24 protein-coding genes are annotated in these 18,814 nt (G+C 42.0%); 3 read left to right on the forward strand and 21 right to left on the reverse strand.

The features are described from left to right. Nucleotides 1-38: 38 nt before the first annotated feature. From LIT25_17580 to spoIIM, 18 genes are all read right to left on the reverse strand, one after another. On the reverse strand, nt 39-1,514 hold the full coding sequence (locus tag LIT25_17580) for a spore germination protein (protein USK32401.1): 1,476 nt from the start codon (nt 1,512-1,514) through the stop codon (nt 39-41). After that, on the reverse strand, nt 1,474-2,079 hold the full coding sequence (locus LIT25_17585; GenBank protein ID USK32402.1) for a stage V sporulation protein AE: 606 nt from the start codon (nt 2,077-2,079) through the stop codon (nt 1,474-1,476). Before LIT25_17585 ends, LIT25_17580 begins: the two co-directional genes overlap by 41 nt. Before the next feature lie 9 nt (nt 2,080-2,088). Then, nucleotides 2,089-2,439, reverse strand: a complete 351-nt coding sequence (gene spoVAE / locus LIT25_17590; GenBank protein USK32403.1) for a stage V sporulation protein AE — start codon at nt 2,437-2,439, stop codon at nt 2,089-2,091. Beyond that, a complete protein-coding gene (gene spoVAD / locus LIT25_17595; protein USK32404.1) occupies nt 2,439-3,461 on the reverse strand; it encodes a stage V sporulation protein AD in 1,023 nt (340 codons plus the stop codon). The genes spoVAE and spoVAD overlap by 1 nt, the downstream gene beginning before the upstream one ends. A 19-nt stretch (nt 3,462-3,480) precedes the next feature. Continuing rightward, complete coding sequence (gene spoVAC, locus LIT25_17600; protein USK32405.1) at nt 3,481-3,933, reverse strand: stage V sporulation protein AC; 453 nt, start codon at nt 3,931-3,933, stop codon at nt 3,481-3,483. Nucleotides 3,934-3,952: 19 nt separating this feature from the next. Further along, nucleotides 3,953-4,375 carry a stage V sporulation protein AB gene (locus tag LIT25_17605; protein USK32406.1) on the reverse strand — a complete coding sequence of 141 codons (423 nt, stop codon included), beginning with the start codon at nt 4,373-4,375 and terminating at the stop codon, nt 3,953-3,955. After that, entirely contained in the window at nt 4,365-4,985 is a 621-nt protein-coding gene (locus tag LIT25_17610) for a stage V sporulation protein AA (GenBank protein ID USK32407.1), read from the reverse strand. Before LIT25_17610 ends, LIT25_17605 begins: the two co-directional genes overlap by 11 nt. 207 nt (nt 4,986-5,192) lie before the next feature. After that, a complete protein-coding gene (sigF, locus tag LIT25_17615; GenBank protein USK32408.1) occupies nt 5,193-5,951 on the reverse strand; it encodes an RNA polymerase sporulation sigma factor SigF in 759 nt (252 codons plus the stop codon). Between the two features lie 11 nt (nt 5,952-5,962). Continuing rightward, nucleotides 5,963-6,403: an anti-sigma F factor gene (spoIIAB, locus tag LIT25_17620; GenBank protein ID USK32409.1), complete on the reverse strand. Its 441-nt coding sequence runs from the start codon at nt 6,401-6,403 to the stop codon at nt 5,963-5,965. Further along, a complete protein-coding gene (gene spoIIAA, locus LIT25_17625; protein ID USK32410.1) occupies nt 6,400-6,753 on the reverse strand; it encodes an anti-sigma F factor antagonist in 354 nt (117 codons plus the stop codon). The genes spoIIAB and spoIIAA overlap by 4 nt, the downstream gene beginning before the upstream one ends. Nucleotides 6,754-6,892: 139 nt before the next feature. Beyond that, nucleotides 6,893-8,053, reverse strand: coding sequence for a D-alanyl-D-alanine carboxypeptidase (locus LIT25_17630; GenBank protein ID USK32411.1), 1,161 nt, complete (start codon nt 8,051-8,053; stop codon nt 6,893-6,895). A 118-nt stretch (nt 8,054-8,171) separates the two neighbouring features. After that, on the reverse strand, nt 8,172-9,476 hold the full coding sequence (locus LIT25_17635) for a pyrimidine-nucleoside phosphorylase (GenBank protein USK32412.1): 1,305 nt from the start codon (nt 9,474-9,476) through the stop codon (nt 8,172-8,174). Nucleotides 9,477-9,493: 17 nt separating this feature from the next. Further along, entirely contained in the window at nt 9,494-10,321 is an 828-nt protein-coding gene (locus LIT25_17640) for a purine-nucleoside phosphorylase (protein ID USK32413.1), read from the reverse strand. Between the two features lie 13 nt (nt 10,322-10,334). Continuing rightward, a complete protein-coding gene (gene deoB, locus LIT25_17645; GenBank protein USK32414.1) occupies nt 10,335-11,522 on the reverse strand; it encodes a phosphopentomutase in 1,188 nt (395 codons plus the stop codon). A 266-nt stretch (nt 11,523-11,788) separates the two neighbouring features. Continuing rightward, entirely contained in the window at nt 11,789-12,682 is an 894-nt protein-coding gene (xerD, locus tag LIT25_17650) for a site-specific tyrosine recombinase XerD (GenBank protein USK32415.1), read from the reverse strand. A gap of 6 nt (nt 12,683-12,688) precedes the next feature. Then, nucleotides 12,689-12,913: a YqzK family protein gene (locus LIT25_17655; GenBank protein USK32416.1), complete on the reverse strand. Its 225-nt coding sequence runs from the start codon at nt 12,911-12,913 to the stop codon at nt 12,689-12,691. 111 nt (nt 12,914-13,024) lie between these two features. Then, on the reverse strand, nt 13,025-13,486 hold the full coding sequence (locus tag LIT25_17660; GenBank protein USK32417.1) for a transcriptional repressor: 462 nt from the start codon (nt 13,484-13,486) through the stop codon (nt 13,025-13,027). A 114-nt stretch (nt 13,487-13,600) separates the two neighbouring features. Then, nucleotides 13,601-14,251: a stage II sporulation protein M gene (gene spoIIM / locus LIT25_17665; GenBank protein USK32418.1), complete on the reverse strand. Its 651-nt coding sequence runs from the start codon at nt 14,249-14,251 to the stop codon at nt 13,601-13,603. Between the two features lie 123 nt (nt 14,252-14,374). On the opposite strand from spoIIM, the gene LIT25_17670 reads away from it, so the two are divergent. Beyond that, nucleotides 14,375-14,938, forward strand: coding sequence for a GNAT family N-acetyltransferase (locus LIT25_17670; protein USK32419.1), 564 nt, complete (start codon nt 14,375-14,377; stop codon nt 14,936-14,938). Here LIT25_17670 and LIT25_17675 read toward each other — a convergent pair. Genes LIT25_17675 through LIT25_17685 form a run of 3 tightly spaced genes read right to left on the reverse strand, consistent with a single transcriptional unit; the run spans nt 14,935 to nt 17,297 of the window. Next, nucleotides 14,935-15,519, reverse strand: coding sequence for a VanZ family protein (locus tag LIT25_17675; GenBank protein USK32420.1), 585 nt, complete (start codon nt 15,517-15,519; stop codon nt 14,935-14,937). The genes LIT25_17670 and LIT25_17675 overlap by 4 nt on opposite strands. Nucleotides 15,520-15,559: 40 nt before the next feature. Continuing rightward, nucleotides 15,560-16,744, reverse strand: coding sequence for an endonuclease Q family protein (locus LIT25_17680; protein ID USK32421.1), 1,185 nt, complete (start codon nt 16,742-16,744; stop codon nt 15,560-15,562). Nucleotide 16,745: 1 nt separating this feature from the next. Further along, nucleotides 16,746-17,297 carry an NUDIX hydrolase gene (locus LIT25_17685; protein ID USK32422.1) on the reverse strand — a complete coding sequence of 184 codons (552 nt, stop codon included), beginning with the start codon at nt 17,295-17,297 and terminating at the stop codon, nt 16,746-16,748. A gap of 224 nt (nt 17,298-17,521) precedes the next feature. On the opposite strand from LIT25_17685, the gene LIT25_17690 reads away from it, so the two are divergent. After that, the gene (locus tag LIT25_17690; protein USK32423.1) at nt 17,522-17,644 is read left to right on the forward strand and encodes a Z-ring formation inhibitor MciZ; all 123 of its coding nucleotides are present in this window, start codon (nt 17,522-17,524) and stop codon (nt 17,642-17,644) included. 69 nt (nt 17,645-17,713) lie between these two features. Further along, nucleotides 17,714-18,619, forward strand: a complete 906-nt coding sequence (locus tag LIT25_17695; protein USK32424.1) for an aldo/keto reductase — start codon at nt 17,714-17,716, stop codon at nt 18,617-18,619. The last annotated feature ends 195 nt before the right edge of the window (nt 18,620-18,814 follow it).

The raw sequence follows: 18,814 nt of genomic DNA on the forward strand, positions 1-18,814 counted from the left end.
TAAACTTACAATATCATAAAAGCCATGCACTTTCAATCTTACTTAGGCTGTTTTCTTACATTTTGGGGATGGACGATACTAGGCCTGATTTTCGCTCCCGGAACTGACGTGCGAATGAGTATCTGCCACAATGCTTTTGGATTAAATGGAAGGAATGGCCATAGGTATGGTGTATTCAGAGACCGGATGTGTGTCAGAAATAAAAAGATGACGGTTGTGCCAATGACAAATCCTTCTGCCTTGAATAAAGCAACTGACAGCAGCAGAACAAGTCGCAGCATCTTATTGGCGATGCTTAGCTCATAGCTTGGAGTAGCAAACGTGCCAATTGCAGCAATGGCCACATAAAGAATAACTTCCGGTACAAAGAGTCCTACATCAATCGCAATTTGTCCAATCAATGCTGCTGCAATTAATCCCATCGCAACAGACAGGGCGGTTGGCGTATGAATGGCTGCCATCCTTAAAAATTCGATCCCAATGTCAGCCATGAATATCTGTACGACAATCGGAACATTTTTTTGCTCATTCGGGCCGATATACGCAATATTCTCAGGCAGCAGCGATGGCTGGAGCACATACATAAACCACAGTGGAAGAATAAAGATAGAACCAAGGATCCCAAGGAATCGAACCCATCTTAAAAAAGTTCCGACCGCCGGCGCCTGACGGTACTCTTCTGCATGCTGAACGTGATGAAAGAAGGTTGTGGGTGTAATAATGACACTTGGCGATGTATCCACAATTATTAATACATGCCCTTCTAATAAATGATTGGCTGCTACATCTGCCCGCTCTGTGTACCTGACAAGAGGAAATGGATTATATCCCTGTTTTACCAAAAATTCTTCCACTGTCTTGTCGGCCATGGTCAGACCGTCAATTTTAATCGTTTCGAGCTCTTTTTTAACAACCTCGATCAGATTCGGATCTGCAACATCTTCTATGTAGCAAAGACAGATATCTGTTTTTGATCGCTCACCGACATTCATCATCGAATACCTTAAGCGTTCATCTCTGATTCTTCTTCGAATCAGGGCTGTATTTACAATGATATTTTCTACAAATCCGTCTCTGGATCCGCGGACAACTTTTTCGGTATCTGGTTCCTCAGGGTTTCTGCCGGGATAACTCCTTACATCAACAACCAGCCCGTAATCGTACCCTTCAATCATAAAGACTACTAGGCCAGACAGCACTTGATCAACGGCTTCATCAAGCGTTTTGATCCTTTGAACCTGCTGATTCACTAAACGATTTTCGATGATTTCGTTGACTTTCATCTTCTCATGTTCATAGTCATTAATCTCGATTAATTCTTTTAAAAGCTGAATGATGTAGGATGTATCGCAAAGACCATTTACATAATACAGATTTACACCAATGCCCATCACAGTAATTTTACGGACACCCAAGTCAAAACTCTGATTTAAACCTACATGGTTTTTAAAATAATTCTCATTAACAACGAGCTTAGGAGAGATTGATGTCTTTTGTTTCACTTTTTCGCTCATCTGCCATGCCGCTCCTTTCAAGAATCAGTTCTATCGCCTTCATTGTTATCGGTGATCCATGATCCACACTGTCTTTACGGGCCATCTTGCCAATGTCGCCAATCCCTACAATAATAGGAACATCAAGTGTATCAAGACAATAAACCGTATCTCCGGTCATTTTTCCAACTTCGAATTCACGGATGCCGCTCTTATCTACCCCATATTCGGATATAAGGCCATCTCTATCGATAGAAACATCAATATTCGTCCACTCTGAGCCATGTGTCTTAGCGGCAACCGCAATGACCCCAAGCACCTCGATTTGCGGATGCTCCGCCACATATAAGAGCGCTCTTTCACCAGGTCCCTCTTCTAACAAGCCGCAATCATCGAACATGACAAAAACGGGATCATAAGGTGTTTTCATAATTAACTTCACAATCTCAGGTCCAGTCAAAAATGTCGGATTTCCTTTTGATTGGGAAATGCACCTTCCGCCAACCTGTTTTGCAGCATAGGCAATCGCTTTGGCTGCATAAACATCCCCATCTGTTACCAATATGACCCTTCTCGTTTCTGTCATTGGATGATCTTATCCTTTCGGCTTAAAAATAACTGCTACAAAAAAAGCAAAGACGATCGCTGAAGAAATTCCTGCTGAAGTTAATTCGAAAATTCCGATTCCAATACCAATAATTCCGTGTTCCTCGGCCTGATTCATTGCACCATGCAGCAATGAATGACCAAAGCTTGTAATTGGAACCGTTGCCCCAGCTCCTGCAAATTTAATAAAATTATCATAAATGCCGAATCCGTCAAGAATCGCACCTGCAACAACAAATGAACTCATTACATGTGCCGGTGTTAATTTAGCTACATCGAGCAGCAATTGGCCAATCACGCATATGGCCCCGCCTACTACAAACGCAATTAGATATTCCATTATCCGTTCACACCCCTGTTCACACGTTCAAACACGACGCCATGAGCAATTGTCGGAATCGATTCCTTTTGCTGAATCATGGTCGGACTAAGCAAAGCACCTGTTGCAACAACCATTACACGATTAAGACTTCCACTTTTCAATTCTTTGAAAATATGGCTGTAGGTGACTACAGCAGAACACCCGCAGCCGCTTCCTCCGGCAAAAACGTTTTGATCCGGCCGATAAATCATCAGTCCACAGTCATTATGATTTGCAGAAACATCATATCCTTCTTCTTTCAGGAGGTCCTTTAGAATCGGGCTTCCTACAGAAGCTAAGTCCCCTGTCACAATCAAATCGTAGTCTTCAGGCTTTGTGTTTAAATCTTTAAAATGCTGAGCGATCGTATCGGCTGCTGCAGGTGCCATCGCGGAACCCATATCAAATGGATCCGTAATGCCAAGATCCGCCACTCTTCCTATCGTTGCTGAAGTAATCATAATGTCACTTGGATCACGGCTTACGATGACTGCCCCTGAGCCTGAAATCGTTGACTGTGCTGTATCCGGTTTTTGACCGCCATATTCTGTTGGATAACGAAATTGTCTTTCAGCGGTTGCATTATGACTGCTCGTTGCTGCCATAACACGATTGGCAAACCCTCCATCTACAAGCGCTGAGCTTACAGCAAGTGTTTCCATCGATGTTGAACAGGCACCGAACATACAAAGGAAAGGGATCTTATTTTGTCTGGCTGTATAATTTGCCGTCACGTTTTGATTTAATAGGTCTCCAGCAAGGAAAAAATCAATATCTTCTTTCTTATAATTTCCTTTTTTCAAAGCATGCTCAATGGCATCTTCCATTAAACGCCGCTCTGCAAGTTCCCAGTTATCTTCATCGCAATGGAGATTATCGTAAGTTTTGTCATATAATTTACCAAAAGGTCCGTCTGCTTCTTTTGGGCCGACAGCAGTTCCGCTGGACTGAACGTATATTTGATTCTCAAATTGCCATGTCTGTTTTCCAGTCAATCTCATTGTCCAGAAACCTCCTTTTTTAAAAAGCTAATCCGTATACATACCTGATTATCCCGACAACATATGCAGCAACGACCCCGAATACAATAACTGAGCCTGCGAGCTTAAACATGTTCGATGCCACCCCGAGTACCAAACCCTCACTCCGGTGCTCAAGCGCAGCACTTGTCATGGAGTTTGAAAATCCCGTTACAGGAACAGCAGATCCCGCACCAGCAAATTGGCCGATTCGATCATAAATACCAAAGCCCGTCAGCAGAGCTGATATAAGAATTAAAGTAGCTACAGTCGGATTCCCGGCAGTTTTTTCAGTAAAGTTGAAAAAGTGCATATACATATTCTGGATGCCTTGACCTAATGTGCAGATAAGACCTCCAACGACGAAAGCCTTTATACAATTTAAAAGATAAGGCGGTTTAGGTTGATAGGTTTTAATTTTATTCTTGTAATCATCTTTCAGGTTTGTACTCATTTCTTTCACCTCTCGGGTCTTATTGGTCAATAAAATAAAGCCAGTGAAATAACGATCCTGCTACTTTGCCAAAAACAATGGCCATCAAAAGAATAACGATCTTATCAGCAATCCCAATCCGTTTGGCCAGGATAGGAAAGACATTTAAAACTTCTGTCAGCGCGGCAGCAAGCATTCCGATAAATATTCCATTGATTAATCCAATCGGAACGAGAAACAGCTCTGATAAATAAAGCTTGGAATCCCTGAGGCTTACCCATCCGCCTGTAATAGCGCCGGCTACGATAGCCCATTCATAAGCCTGAATTAAATCGACTGTTTTCGTAAGCTGCGTTAACCTTGGTATAATGCCAAGGACAGTTAAAAACGCTACAAATCCGGATCCGACTGCAAGTCCTCCTGAGAGTCCGATGAAAATGGTGACCAAGCCATTAATTGTCATCAATTTTCTTCATACTCTCTTTATTTTCTTTCATAGATACGTACATATCCATATCAAGCTGGTAGTTGAACATTTCCACTTCAAGTGGACTGGGCTCTTCATTAATTCTCTTCTTGAAAAGGTGATTGAAGAAAAGAATCATCCCTAAACCTAAGCCTATGGAATAAGGAATTTGCAGTAGGAGGGGATGTTCGGATGTCTCACCTGTAATAATGGTATAAAGACGCTTGTGCACAAGCTGCATGCTGACGTCTTCGTGAAAGTTCATAATCGCAAGAGCTGCTCCTACAAAGAGGAGGAGCCATACGAGTGCGAATAAAACAGGCGAAAACGTTTTCTTCTGATACACAATCTCAACAATCGTCTGTGCTGGCCCAACTGACTGAACATCTATATCAGGATCTGTTTTATGTACTGCAGACAGCACACGCATGACATCTATCACTACAATGTTTTTATCGCTCGGCTGAACTTGGTGAACCTCAAGCTCTCCAATCATGTCGCGAAGCTGTTTCCCCGCAACAATTTGGGCAATCTTAGAGACGGTTATACAATCGTCCGGATAGACTTGTACGCGATGACGCAGTCTGATGTACACCGTTTTTTCCATTACATTTCACTTCCTGAAAATAGGATTGTATATGTAGTATGCATTGGAAGAATTTATATCATACAGAAAGCACGAATGGTCCATTAATTACCAAAGCTGTATTCCAGACGCTGATTTTAGCTGATTGATTGTTTACGCTGGAATTGCCTTCTAACTATTTTCTAAAAAGCAAAAAAGACATATCCTTATCGGATATGTCTTTTCCATTTATTGATCCATGCGGTCTTTCATCTGCTGAAGAATTTTCTTTTCGAGCCTCGATACTTGCACTTGCGATATGCCAAGCCGCTCAGCAACTTCTGATTGCGTCTGGTCCTTGTAATACCTTAAGTAAACAATCAGCTTTTCACGTTCATCAAGCTCTTTGATTGCATCCTTAAGGACGATTTTATCAAACCACTTGGTCTCTCCTGAATCAGCTATTTGATCAAGGAGAGTGATAGGATCACCGTCATTTTCATAAACGGTTTCATGGATTGAGGAAGGTGCGCGTACCGCTTCTTGTGCAAGAATGACTTCTTCGGATGTGATTTCAAGGTAGGCTGCGATTTCGGAAACAGTCGGCACCTTGCCTAATGATTTTGATAGATCATCTTTAGCTCTTCTGATTTTATTGCCCAGTTCTTTTAGGGAACGGCTCACTTTAACTGTGCCGTCATCTCTGATAAAGCGTTGAATTTCACCAATAATCATCGGTACAGCGTAGGTTGAAAATTTAACATCGTACGATAAATCAAATTTATCAACCGATTTCAAAAGACCGATGCAGCCGATTTGAAACAGATCATCAGCTTCATAGCCCCGATTTAAAAATCTCTGAACAACAGACCACACAAGACGCATATTTTTCTCAACAATGGTATCTCTGGCTGATTGATCGCCCTGCTGGCTGCGCTTAATCAATTCTTTTACTTCATGGTCCTTTAACTGTGTTTTTGAGATATCGTTCTTGACCTCCACATCCATAGCAAGTCTCCTTAATTTACTAAAGCTTTGCTTTTCGATAAGTGTTTAGTAAGCTTTACCGCTGTACCCCGTGATTTTGATGATTCAATCTGCACTTCATCCATGAAATTCTCCATGATGGTAAAACCCATACCTGATCGTTCAAGTTCCGGCTTTGTCGTATATAGTGGCTGTCTTGCTTCCTCTACATCAGGAATTCCCATACCCTCATCTCTGATAGACAACCTGACGACACTGTCCTCGAGTGTTGCCGAGATGTAAACAATACCGCTCGGATCATTGTCATAGCCATGAATAATGGCATTGGTCACGGCTTCTGAGACAACTGTCTTGATTTCAGTTAACTCATCAAGTGTAGGATCAAGCTGAGCAATAAATGCTGCAACGGTAACTCGGGCAAAGGATTCATTTTGGCTGAGCGCTGAAAATTGAAGGTTCATTTCATTTTTCATGAAGCCACCCCCAATGTCATCAGCGCTTTTTCCTCCGATGGCTCCAGACGAATAATTTTAAACAGTCCAGACATATCAAACAGTCTTTTTACTGAAGGTGAAATCGCACAAACGACCATTTCTCCGCCAAATTGCTTGACTTGCTTATATCTTCCAAGAATCACGCCTAAACCAGAGCTGTCCATAAAGGATAATTGCTCTAAGTTCAGAACGATATGCTGGATGTCCTCTGATGCAAGGATTTCTGTCACTTTCTGCCGTAATTCCTCCGCCGTGTGATGATCCAATTCTCCGATCAGTCGAATGCACAGGACAGATTGCTTTACATCAAGCTCTACTGCTAGACTCATCCATATTCCTCCTTCAATTTCTGGATAATGTCTGTTTCGAGGTTTTGATGTGCTTTTCCTGCCCTATGACAAAACTAGTGCGGATTCGCCAACATCAGCTAGACTTCCTTATGTTTCTTATGGGTGAGTTCCCAGGTAATCAGCCAGATTTCGTGAAATCCCCAAGCACTCGTTTAAAGAGAGTCCACCAGCCAGCCTGTTCAATGTCGCCCTCAGCAACAAGCGGGCTTTCCACAACAATTTTATTGTCTTTTTTCAATATCAGTTTTCCAAGTTCATCCCCTTTTTTCAAAGGAGCCTGCAAATTCTGCTTCATCACGACTTCCTGAGTGATATCTTTGACACTTCCGCCCCTTTTCGTCAAAACAGAAATAGGCTCTGAAGTCACTAGGTTTAGATTTTTACTGTTCCCTTTGCTGATTTTCATCTTAGCCACAACTTCATTGCGTTTAAATAAAGGATGTGTTTCATATTGGCTGAATGCGTAATCAAGCATCTTGGTAACCTGTGCATTGCGGTCCTTTGGTGTTGGTGCACCCATAATGACAGCAATCACACGCATGTTTCCTTTTTTGGCTGTAGCGGTTAAACAATATTTAGCTTCGTTCGTAAATCCTGTTTTAACGCCATCTACGCCTTTATAAAATTTCACAAGGCGATTTGTATTGACCAGCCAGAATTTCTTGTCTGTATCCTGACGTAAATAATCCTCATACTGACCTGTGTATTTTGTTATGCCTTCAAATTTTAATAGCTCTTTTGCCATGACGGCCATATCATGTGCTGTACTGTAATGTTCTTTTTCAGGAAGACCTGTCGGGTTTTGAAAGGACGTATTTTTTAGTCCAAGCTCTTTTGCCCGTTTGTTCATTTTTTCAACAAACGCATCTTCAGACCCTGAAATTCTCTCAGCCATAGCTACTGAAGCATCGTTGCCTGAGGCAATCGCAATCCCTTTCAGCATTTCATTCACTGTCATTTCTTCTCCGGGCTCAAGGAATATTTGAGACCCGCCCATAGATGCAGCATATTCGCTCGTACGGACTTTTTCATCCATTTTCAGCTGGCCTTTATCAATCTCTTCCATGATCAGCAGCATCGTCATAATTTTAGTCATACTAGCTGGAGGAAGTTTCTCATCACTGTTTTTATCATATAGAATGTTTCCGGTGTCACGTTCAATCAGCACAGCTGATCTTGCTTGATCTGCAAGCTTTACAGAACCTTCTTCTGCTAATGCCGGTGATGCAATGGTTAATATCATGGTGCTTAGCGCTACGGTTGATAGTAGACGTTTCATCTCCAAACCCTCCATTCTTATACACCCCATTTTTTCCAATTAAAGAAAAAATATACTTGCGGACAAGAAAAAATTGCATGCAAAAAGCCGGGATTTTCTCCCGGCTTTTCATGTGTGATTACTCTTTAATTGTATCGTGAACAAGCGGCGGCGCTTTTACTGAGTCAGCTGTTACTTTAATGCTTTCATAAAGCTTGGCTTTTACTTGTTCCACATCTTGTTGGTTACTGTAAATCGTCACAAGAGAGTCGCCTTTTTTAACTGCATCGCCAATTTTTTTATTCAGCATCAGGCCGACAGCAAGATCAATTTCTGATTCTTTTGTAGCTCGTCCTGCACCAAGCCACATTGCAGCAACTCCAACAGAATCTGCCACAATTTCAGAAACGTATCCGTCTTCTTTTGCTTCAAGCTCTACTTTGTAGCTTGCCTGCGGCATCTTGCTTGGATCATCGACAACTGAACCGTCTCCGCCTTGAGCTTCTAAGAAGATCTTCAGCGTTTCAAGTGCTTTTCCGTTTTGAATCACTTCTTCAAGCATTGCTCTTGCTTCCTCAAGTGATGATGCTTTTTCAGCCAAGAACACCATGTAGCTTCCAAGCGTTAAGCAAAGCTCATGAAGGTCTTCAGGTCCCTCGCCTTTTAATGTATCAATCGCTTCTTTAATTTCTAATGCATTGCCGATTGCATAACCGAGCGGCTGACTCATGTCTGAGATAACAGCCATAGTTTTACGGCCGACAGCGTTTCCGATCTCGACCATCGCCTGAGCAAGCTCTTTCGCATCATCAAGATCTTTCATAAATGCGCCTGCTCCTGTTTTCACATCAAGAACGATGGCATCTGCACCAGCAGCAATTTTTTTGCTCATAATCGAGCTTGCGATCAGCGGAATGCTGTCAACAGTCGCTGTTACATCACGCAAAGCGTAAAGCTTTTTATCTGCTGGAGTCAGGTTTCCGCTTTGACCAATGACAGCAATTTTATTCTGGTTGACCAATTTGATGAACTCATCATTTTCAATTTCAACATGGAAGCCTGGGACGGCTTCAAGCTTATCGATTGTGCCCCCAGTATGGCCAAGACCACGGCCGGACATCTTGGCAACCGGAACGCCGACTGCTGCAACAAGAGGTCCAAGCACAAGAGTGGTTGTATCGCCTACGCCGCCTGTGCTGTGCTTATCTACTTTAATGCCTTCGATCTTGCTTAGATCAATCGTATCACCTGAATGAACCATTTCCATAGTTAATTGAGCGCGCTCCTGCTTCGTCATTCCTTTAAAATAGATCGCCATTGTTAAAGCACTCATTTGATAATCCGGAATATCGCCATTTGTATAGCCTTTGACAATAAAGCTGATTTCTTCTTTCGTCAGTTCCTTGCCGTCACGTTTTTTTTCAATTAAGTCAACGATTCTCATTAGTTACCCACCCTTTGTCAGTTTGATTCGTGTATGTCTGCAACAATCTTTTTAACCAGATTCAAGAAATTAGCTTTTACTTTTTCAGTCGTTTCCATCACTTCATCATGTGATAATGGCTGATCTAAAATACCGGCTGCCATATTTGAGATGCATGAAATTCCAAGCACTTTCATCCCTGCATGATTGGCTACGATTACTTCAGGCACTGTAGACATACCGACGGCATCTCCTCCAAGCACACGTGCAAGACGCACCTCTGCAGGTGTTTCATATGCAGGTCCTGTGTTTCCTACATATACACCTTCCTGAACTTTAATACCAAGCTCTGAAGCTGCATTTTTAGCAAGGGTTCTGAGCTCTCTGCTGTAAGCCTGCGACATGTCAGGGAAACGGACGTCTAGATCAGAATCATTCGGTCCGATTAATGGGCTAGTCCCCATATTATTTATATGATCGGAAATAATCATTAAATCACCCGGTTCAAACGATTCATTCACGCCGCCCGCAGCATTTGTAACGATGATTGTTTTTACACCCATTTCTTTCAGCACACGGACCGGGAACGTCACTTTTTTCATGTCATACCCTTCGTAAAAGTGGAAACGTCCTTGCATGGCAACAACGTTAGCTCCTTTTAATGCGCCGAATACGAGCTGCCCTGCATGGCCTTCTACAGTCGAAACAGGGAAGTTTGGTATTTGCTCATAAGGAATTTTAACCGGGTTTTCTATTTCTTCAGCAAGGACTCCAAGGCCGGATCCTAAAATCAATCCGATCTCAGGCAGGTCTTTTACTTTTTCTTTCATATATTGTGCAGATTGCTTAATTTCTTGAATATTCATTTACCGCTCCCCCTTAATTCTTTAATTCCTGCAAGAAACTTTTACCGTGCTTTGGCATGTTCACTTTAAAGTTGTCAGCAATGGTAGCCCCGATATCTGCAAACGTTTCGCTGACCGGAAGCTCAGAACCGCTTGCAAATCTCGGACTGTATGCGAGCATCGGAACATATTCACGTGTATGGTCTGTCCCATGATGAACAGGGTCATTGCCGTGGTCAGCTGTAATAATTAATAAATCATCCTCTTTTAATTTAGAGAGCAGTTCAGGAAGACGCGCATCATACTCTTGAAGAGCCAGGCCGTAGCCTTTTGGATCGCGTCTGTGGCCGAACAGTGCGTCAAAGTCTACAAGGTTTACAAAGCTCAGACCAGTGAAGTCTCGACCTGCTGTTTCAGCAATCTTGTCCATGCCATCCATGTTCGATTTCGTGCGAAGCGCATCTGTAATTCCTTCTCCGTCATAAATATCAGAGATTTTACCAATCGCAATGACATCCAGACCTCCGTCCTTCAGCTCATTCATGACCGTTCTCTCAAATGGCTTTAAGGCATAATCATGGCGGTTTGGCGTTCTTTGGAAGTTCCCCGGATTTCCCACAAAAGGACGAGCAATCACGCGGCCAACCATATACTTTTCATCAAGTGTCATTTCTCGTGCCATTTCACAAATTTTAAGCTGCTCTTCAATTGGAACAATGTCTTCATGAGCTGCAATTTGCAAAACAGAATCTGCAGAGGTATAAACGATAAGAGCTCCTGTTTTCATGTGCTCTTCGCCCAGTTCATCTAAAATTTCAGTTCCTGAAGCAGGTTTGTTGCCGATGATTTTTCTGCCTGTTTTTTCTTCTAGTGCCTGGATTAATTCATCAGGGAAGCCATCCGGGAATACTTTAAATGGTGTTTCAATATGAAGGCCCATGATTTCCCAATGGCCTGTCATCGTATCTTTGCCGTTAGACGCTTCCTTCATTTTCGTATAGAAAGCTTTTGGTCTTTCCTGTACAGGGATACCCTGAATTTCTTCTATATTGCTCAAGCCAAGCTTCGCCATGTGCGGCATTTGCAGGCCGTTCATATGTTCTGCAATGTGGCCAAGCGTGTTTGAACCAGTGTCGCCAAAATCCGCTGCATCAGGCGCTTCGCCGATTCCCACTGAATCCATGACAATGAGAAATATTCTTTTATATGTATAATCAGACATTTAAATCCTCCTTTAATCGTTCAGAGATCACTCTTTGTATAACATTCCCAATTGTTCAGGAATGATTAGCCGCTATTTATTGGTCAGAAGTCTGACATCTAAAGTATAAACCGTTTTCATGCCTTCTGACAATAGATAACTTGATATTCTTCTATAGTTCTGTTTTCCTTTTACAGGTTTGTTAAAACATATTCGTTCTATTATGGTGCTTCAGGTACTTCTTGCAAACCTAATAAAAAAAGCCACCGCATTTCCTGCGTATGACTTTAAGCTCTCGGATGATATTGTTTATATACATCTTTTAATCTAGTTTTTGAGACATGAGTATAGATTTGCGTTGTAGAGATATCGGCATGTCCAAGCATTTCCTGAACTGCCCTTAGGTCTGCCCCATTTTCCAGCAGATGTGTTGCAAAAGAATGACGAAGCGTATGAGGGGTCAGCTCTTTACTGATGCCTGCCTCAAGAGCAATCTTTTTGAGATTCTTCCAATAACCCTGTCTGGTCATGCGGTTTCCATGATGATTTAAAAACAAAGCTTCCGTTTGTTTTTTCTTTGAAGCTAATTTCGGTCTGCCCTTTTCGATATAGGATTCTAATGCTTCTGCTGCTGTTCTGCCAATTGGAACGATGCGCTCCTTGTTCCCTTTTCCGAAACAGCGGATAAATCCCATTGTTAAATGAACATCGCTCAAATCAAGATTAATCATTTCACTTACCCGGATGCCTGTTGCATAAAGAAGCTCAAGCATGGCTTTATCCCGATAGCCGAATGGCGAGATCAATTTAGGAGTATCCAGCAGTTTTTCAACTTCAGTGAGTGATAATACTTTCGGCAGTGTCCGTTCAACTTGAGGAGATTCTATATGTACAGTCGGATCATGATCGGCTGCTTTTTCTCTTAGAAGAAATTGGTGAAAATTGCGGATGGATGCGGTATGGCGTGCAATCGTCTTGCTTGATTTTCCCGCTTCCTTCAATGATTTTAAAAAATGAATGATTGATAGTCTGGTCACATCCTGAAATGAAGTGATTTGCTGCTGTGCAGTAAGAAATTGATGATAGCTCTTTAAATCGCGTTCATACGAAATGATTGTGTTATGGGAAAGTCCTCTTTCCACAACCAGGTAATGCATGAAATCCTGAATTTGATCTTTCAATTTCCTCTACTCCCCGTTTAAATAGAAGAAAAACAGACGATTCAGCCAGTGCTCTTCTTCGTCAGCCACCATTTTCGTGACTTTCAGTGCCGCACCCTCAGGCTGATCATATCGGTGGATTTCTTCATACTCTAAGTTAATCCAAATAATAGCATAATAGAAAAGAATCGTAAATCCAGTAAACAGAATAAATACTTTTATCATGTCAAATAGTGTTCTCGCTGCTCTCATTGCGGCAGTCCTCCTTTGGCCGGTCTTTCATCTTACCTAAAACATATGCCAAAAAGGACAAACTTTATACTAGTAATAACAAAAAAACCTCTCCAGTTTGACCGGAAAGGTTTATTGTTCATCTTCTTTCTGTTCTTTTTCCTGACAGCGGTAGCAAATGCCATGAAACGTCAGACGATGATCTTTAATTTTAAAATTGAAGTCGCGTTCTACAATCTGTTCAACATCTTCTAAGAGGTCATCTTCAATTTCAGCGACTGAGCCGCATTCGATGCACACAAGATGATGGTGAAAATGTGCTGCGCCTTCTTTTCTTAAGTCATAGCGTGATACGCCATCTCCAAAATTTATTTTATCGACAATTTTAAGTTCTGTAAGTAGCTCCAACGTCCGATAAACAGTTGCTAAACCAATCTCTGGCGTTTTTTCCTTAACGAGGAGGTAAACATCTTCAGCACTCAAGTGATCTTCTTCGCGTTCAAGCAAAACCCTGACGGTAGCTTCGCGCTGAGGAGTCAGCTTATAGCTGGATGAATGCAACTGCTTCTTTATACGCTCAATTCTGCTTTCCATAACACACATTCCTCCCTCGCCACGTTCCTCATTCATTATATCAAAAGAAAGGGATGTGTCCAACGAAAATAATTACAATCTAATAAATGAAATCATTATTAAGTAAAAACTATTCTATTTTGAAACAAGTTCAATTACGTTTTTCATGAGAATCGGCGACGCATAAGCCTCAAGAGTTGATGCGATTATCGTCAGAGCCGAAATGAACATAAAAACAGCCGCGTATCTCGTGAAAAGGGCGAAAGGCGATTGTGTTAAATTTGTTTTCTTCATCAGCAGCTGCTTGACAATTTTCAATGAGAAAGAGATGGCAACCGTACCCATGATAATAAATGCCGGTATTAAGACTATATTTTGAGGCAAAACCGATACAAATGAAAGCATAAAGCCTTGCCATCCCATTTGATTCACTAAAAAACCTACCGTAAATCCTACGACCATTCCTTTTAAGAATAACATAATCAGAATGACCGGCAAACCGATAATTGAGATGCCAAGCACCCACATCAGACCAAGATATTTCAGGTTATGAAAGAAACTCTGCTGAAGCATTTCAACCGAGCTTGCCACTTTCCCTTCAGATACTTGTCCGAAAAACCTGCTTAAATAAAAATACAAATCTTCTTTTTGTGTAAAATTCATGCTGTTGACAATGACCGCACCGAAAATAACCCCCATCAAAAACAATACGAATACAAATACATAAAGCGATGAGCGTTCTTTTATATGCTGAAAAATCATTGCTTTTAATGGATGTTTGCGCATATACCTTCCTCCTAGCGTTCTCTTACTAGATTGTATGAAAAAAGGAAGAAACTATGCCATTCTATCATTGCATTTTTTTCCAAGTGGTATATAATACTAAAAAATCAGAAAGGCGGTTTTGTCATGAAAAATCCATTATTAATTGATTTTCCGACTGAAATTACGACAGAAAGACTCTACATCCGGGCTCCCCGTCCGGGCGATGGAAAAGAAGTCAATGCCGCAGTCAATGAATCTATGAACGAGCTTAAACCGTGGATGCCTTTTGCTCAAAAACCTTCTACACTCGAAGAGACGGAAGCAAATATCAGACAATCGTGCGCGAAGTTCATTTTGCGCGAGGATCTGAGGCTGCTCATTTTTGACCGTGAGAAAGGCCACTTTATTGGAAGCACGGGTTTTCACCGGATGGACTGGGATGTGCCTAAGGTGGAGATTGGTTATTGGATTTCAACGAAATATTCCGGAAAAGGCTATATGACGGAAGCAGTTGAAGCTCTGACGATGTTTGCTGTAAAAGCATTCGGCGCTAAACGTGTGGAAATAAGATGTGATCCTGAGAATACAAGAAGCCGCCGCATACCAGAGAAATTGGGATTTATATTAGAAGGAGTTCTAAGGCAGGATGATGTTTCGGCAGACGGTATGACATTGCGTAATACGTGCGTCTTTTCAAAGATTTTTTAATATTCTTTCACATAAACGGATTTGCTGAAAATTGGATAGAAAACATAGCCTGTAAATAAACCAAGAACATTTAAAATGAGATCATCCATATCAAGGCTGCCCCTGTTTGCTGCAAATTGTGAGATTTCCACTGCTGCGATCACAAACACAGAATAGGCAAATGTTTTTCTCATTGAAGCTGCCCTGCTCTTAAGGAAAATGCCATAAGGGACAAACAAACCGATGTTAGCAGCAAGATTATAGACAGCAATAATCGGTGAAACCTGTCCTGAAAGATAATAGCTGATCGTGTCAAACGGGACGAGATTATAGCTGTTCCCTCCCGAATCCGGTCTAAAAAACAGCAAAATCAGCAGACCAACTGTATGTAGGATAAGACAAGCATGAAACAGTCTTTGCGGGACAACCATCACCTGCTTCTTCCATAAAAAAAGAAAAAATGCCGTGAGTGCCGTGACACAGAACCATACAACCGCTGTAACAACCGGGTGTAAATAAGCTGTTAAGCTCAGCCATAGCGGCAGCATCAGAAAAAAGACACTTTGCGAGACCGCAAGTGAAATAAAATACGTTTTTCTCATGTTCTTATACCTTTCGAACTTAAAATTTGCTGAAGGCACTTCACATCGAAGTGCCTTCATTTGTTGGGGCGATTTTACCGTAAACCCCGCCTCCGCCAGGGACAGCACTCAGCTTTCCCTCCCTCGCAGCAATAATATAATCTGCTGTTTTGGGCGGCAAAACCTTCATTAGGTCCGTTCTTGAGATCTCATTTAAGATAACCATCTCGGTACCAAAGGCCATTTTTAATTTCCCAAGAGTCTTTGGTCCAATTCCGGGAATAAACTGCAAAGGCACCTGGTGCACATATGGAGGACGGTCTGGTTTCTCAGTGTTGTTGTCTGCCAGCTCCTTCAAGCGGGTACTGACCCCTTTAGTTGTTCTCTTGCTGCCGCAGCTTTGACATACCGTGTTCACTGCCTCTTTTTGGGTGCCGCATTTCTCGCAGGTTGTGCCATAATACTTGCCTAATTGCGGATTTATGCCATGATTTGAGAGAATTACACGGTTCCCTATTTGTTTCAGAGCCTTTTTCAGCTCTTCGAAAGAAGGTTCCTTTAATTGAAGTTTCTGATACTCCCTCCCAATTTTGGCAAGTGAGTGTGCGTCAGAGTTTGTCAAAAAAGGATGCGGATTCAGTTCAGAAACCATGGAGGCCATCCCGGTGTCAGAGCTTAAACCAAGCTCAAGTGCATCAATCAGGTCCGGATCTAATACTTCATCAAGCCTTGAGGATACCCCGCTTCCGAAAAGGCTTTTGTGAGGTGTAAAGATATGAGCGGGAATAAATAGACCTCCAAGCTCATTTACTTTTTTCTGAAGAACTCTCGCATCTTCATACATTCTTTGAGTACTTAATGTAATATTTTTAACCCTAAGCGACAGCCATTCGGAAAACTGTTTCATCTGATGAATAGCCGGCATAAAGACAAGCACATGCAATGGACCTTTGCACGAGGTATCATATACTTCAATTTCGGAGCCGAGAATCATTGTGGTCTGTTTAAATTGAATACCACCCTGGGCATGTTCTGACCATATTCCTTCTTTCAAACCCTGATCCAGTGCATCCAAAATCTCCGGTACGTGGCAGTCAATGATTCCGATTATATCCATTCCTTTATGCTCGCTTGCTTCAATCAGAATATTTTCAAGCGTAAGCTTATTTGAAGCAGTTATTTTAACAGGTTTGCCTGAACGTGTCCGCCCGATATGAATATGTAAATCTGCAAAATAGGTATTCATCTTATTTTTGAAGAGCCAGTTTCAACTGCAAATACTGAACGGCGTAAGCTGTTTTCGCATCGAAAATACGCTGATCGTCAATCATTTGCTGCGCTTCCTCAAGTGTCACCTCCAGAACATCTACAAATTCATCCTCATCAAGTTCTGCCTTTTCGGTTAAAATCTGCAATTCTTCCGTAAAATATAAATGCACAAGCTCATCTGCAAACCCCGGTGATGTATAAAACGAGAGTAAGTGCTGAAGCGACTCCGTTGTATACCCTGTTTCTTCTTCCAGTTCCCGTTTAGCCGTGACCTCAGGCTGTTCCCCTTTTTCAAGCTTGCCGGCAGGGATCTCAACGAGGACTCGCTCCATCGCTTTCCGGTATTGCTGAACCATGACAATTTTGTTTTCTTTAGTAATGGCGATCACAGCAACCGCGCCTGGATGCTTGATAATTTCTCTTGTGCTTGTTTTACCGTTCGGAAGCTCTACTTCTTCTAAGTACAAATCAATAATACGTCCGGAAAATAATTTTTCAGATGATTTTGTTGTTTCTTTTAAATGATTCATACTCATTCCTCCGCGTTCTATAAATTCTGCTTTTCACATACATTCTATCATATTAAGAAAAGCGGAATCGCCCGTTTAGCTCAGGGGCATGGCAGATAAGAATCCGGCAGAAAAGTCCGGGTTTGACTTTTTTAAGAGATTCGTTCTGGGCGATGGAGCTAGACATAGATGAGAAAAACTTTATACCTTTTTACCAATTAACGAAAGAAACGAGGCGAGCGCATTTGAAGATCTACCTTCTTGACAAAGGCGTCGTGCTGGTCGGAAAAGCTTGGGAAGTCCGTGAAAAACTGAAGGAATACAGTCGGAAATATGAAACCGTCGAGCAGTGGACAAAAGATAAGTAAGCGTCACAATTGCATTTTCATCTCTCTTGTACTAATGTCAAAGCAAGACATACAGTCAGGAGTGATACGATGAAAAAAAGACAGTTAGGCACATCAGACTTATTTGTCAGCGAACTTGGACTTGGCTGCATGTCTCTTGGGACAGATAAAGAACAGGCAGAGTCCATTATCGATGCAGCCCTTTACGAAGGAATTAACTACTTTGATACAGCAGATTTGTATGATTTTGGACTGAATGAAGAGTTTGTCGGAGATGCACTCAAAAAACGAAGACAGGATTTGATCCTTGCAACGAAGGCCGGCAACCGCTGGAATGTAAACAGAGACGGCTGGACCTGGGATCCATCTAAAGCCTATATAAAAGAAGCTGTGAAACACAGCCTTAAACGATTGCAGACAGATTACATCGATTTGTATCAGCTGCACGGAGGCACGATTGAAGATAACATTGACGAGACGATTGAAGCGTTTGAAGACCTGAAAAAAGAAGGCGTTATCCGCTATTACGGAATATCATCGATTCGCCCAAATGTCATTAAACAGTACTTGGAAAAATCATCGATTGTTTCCGTCATGATGCAGTACAGTCTGCTCGACAGAAGGCCTGAAGAATGGTTTTCACTTCTTAAGGATTACAACGTCAGCGTGATTGGGAGAGGCCCTTTAGCAAAAGGACTGCTGACAGATAAATGGGAATCCAAGCTATCTGAAAAAGGATACCTTTCCTACAGTGAGGACGAACTTCGTCGGCTGCTTCCAGCCATCGATGCAGAAACGGATTTAACCCTGACAGAAACTGCCGTGCAATACTCTCTGAAGCAGGCTGTTGTCGGATCCATTATTCCGGGTGCCAGCAAAATTGAACAGGTTCAGGCTAATTGCCGTGCTGCAAATGCACGTCCTTTATCTGGAGAGGAATATATTGCGCTGCAGGCTTTGACGAAGTTTGAAAAATATGAGCAGCATCGTTCGTAGTATTTGAAGCTTTTTTTAGGGATTTTTTCCGGATACGGAGAGAATCCTTTTTATTTTCAATAATTTTTTGATCCCCAAATTCCCACCAGGACTTTCAACTAGTTAGAGTGAACTACCCGCCAAAAAAGCCGCTCCCTGACGCAGCAGTTTTTCTGTGGCATTACATTTTTTATCTTTTTAAGCAGAAGATAAGGA

The organism is Bacillus sp. F19, from assembly GCA_023823795.1.
In the GTDB taxonomy this organism is placed as follows: domain Bacteria; phylum Bacillota; class Bacilli; order Bacillales; family Bacillaceae; genus Bacillus_P.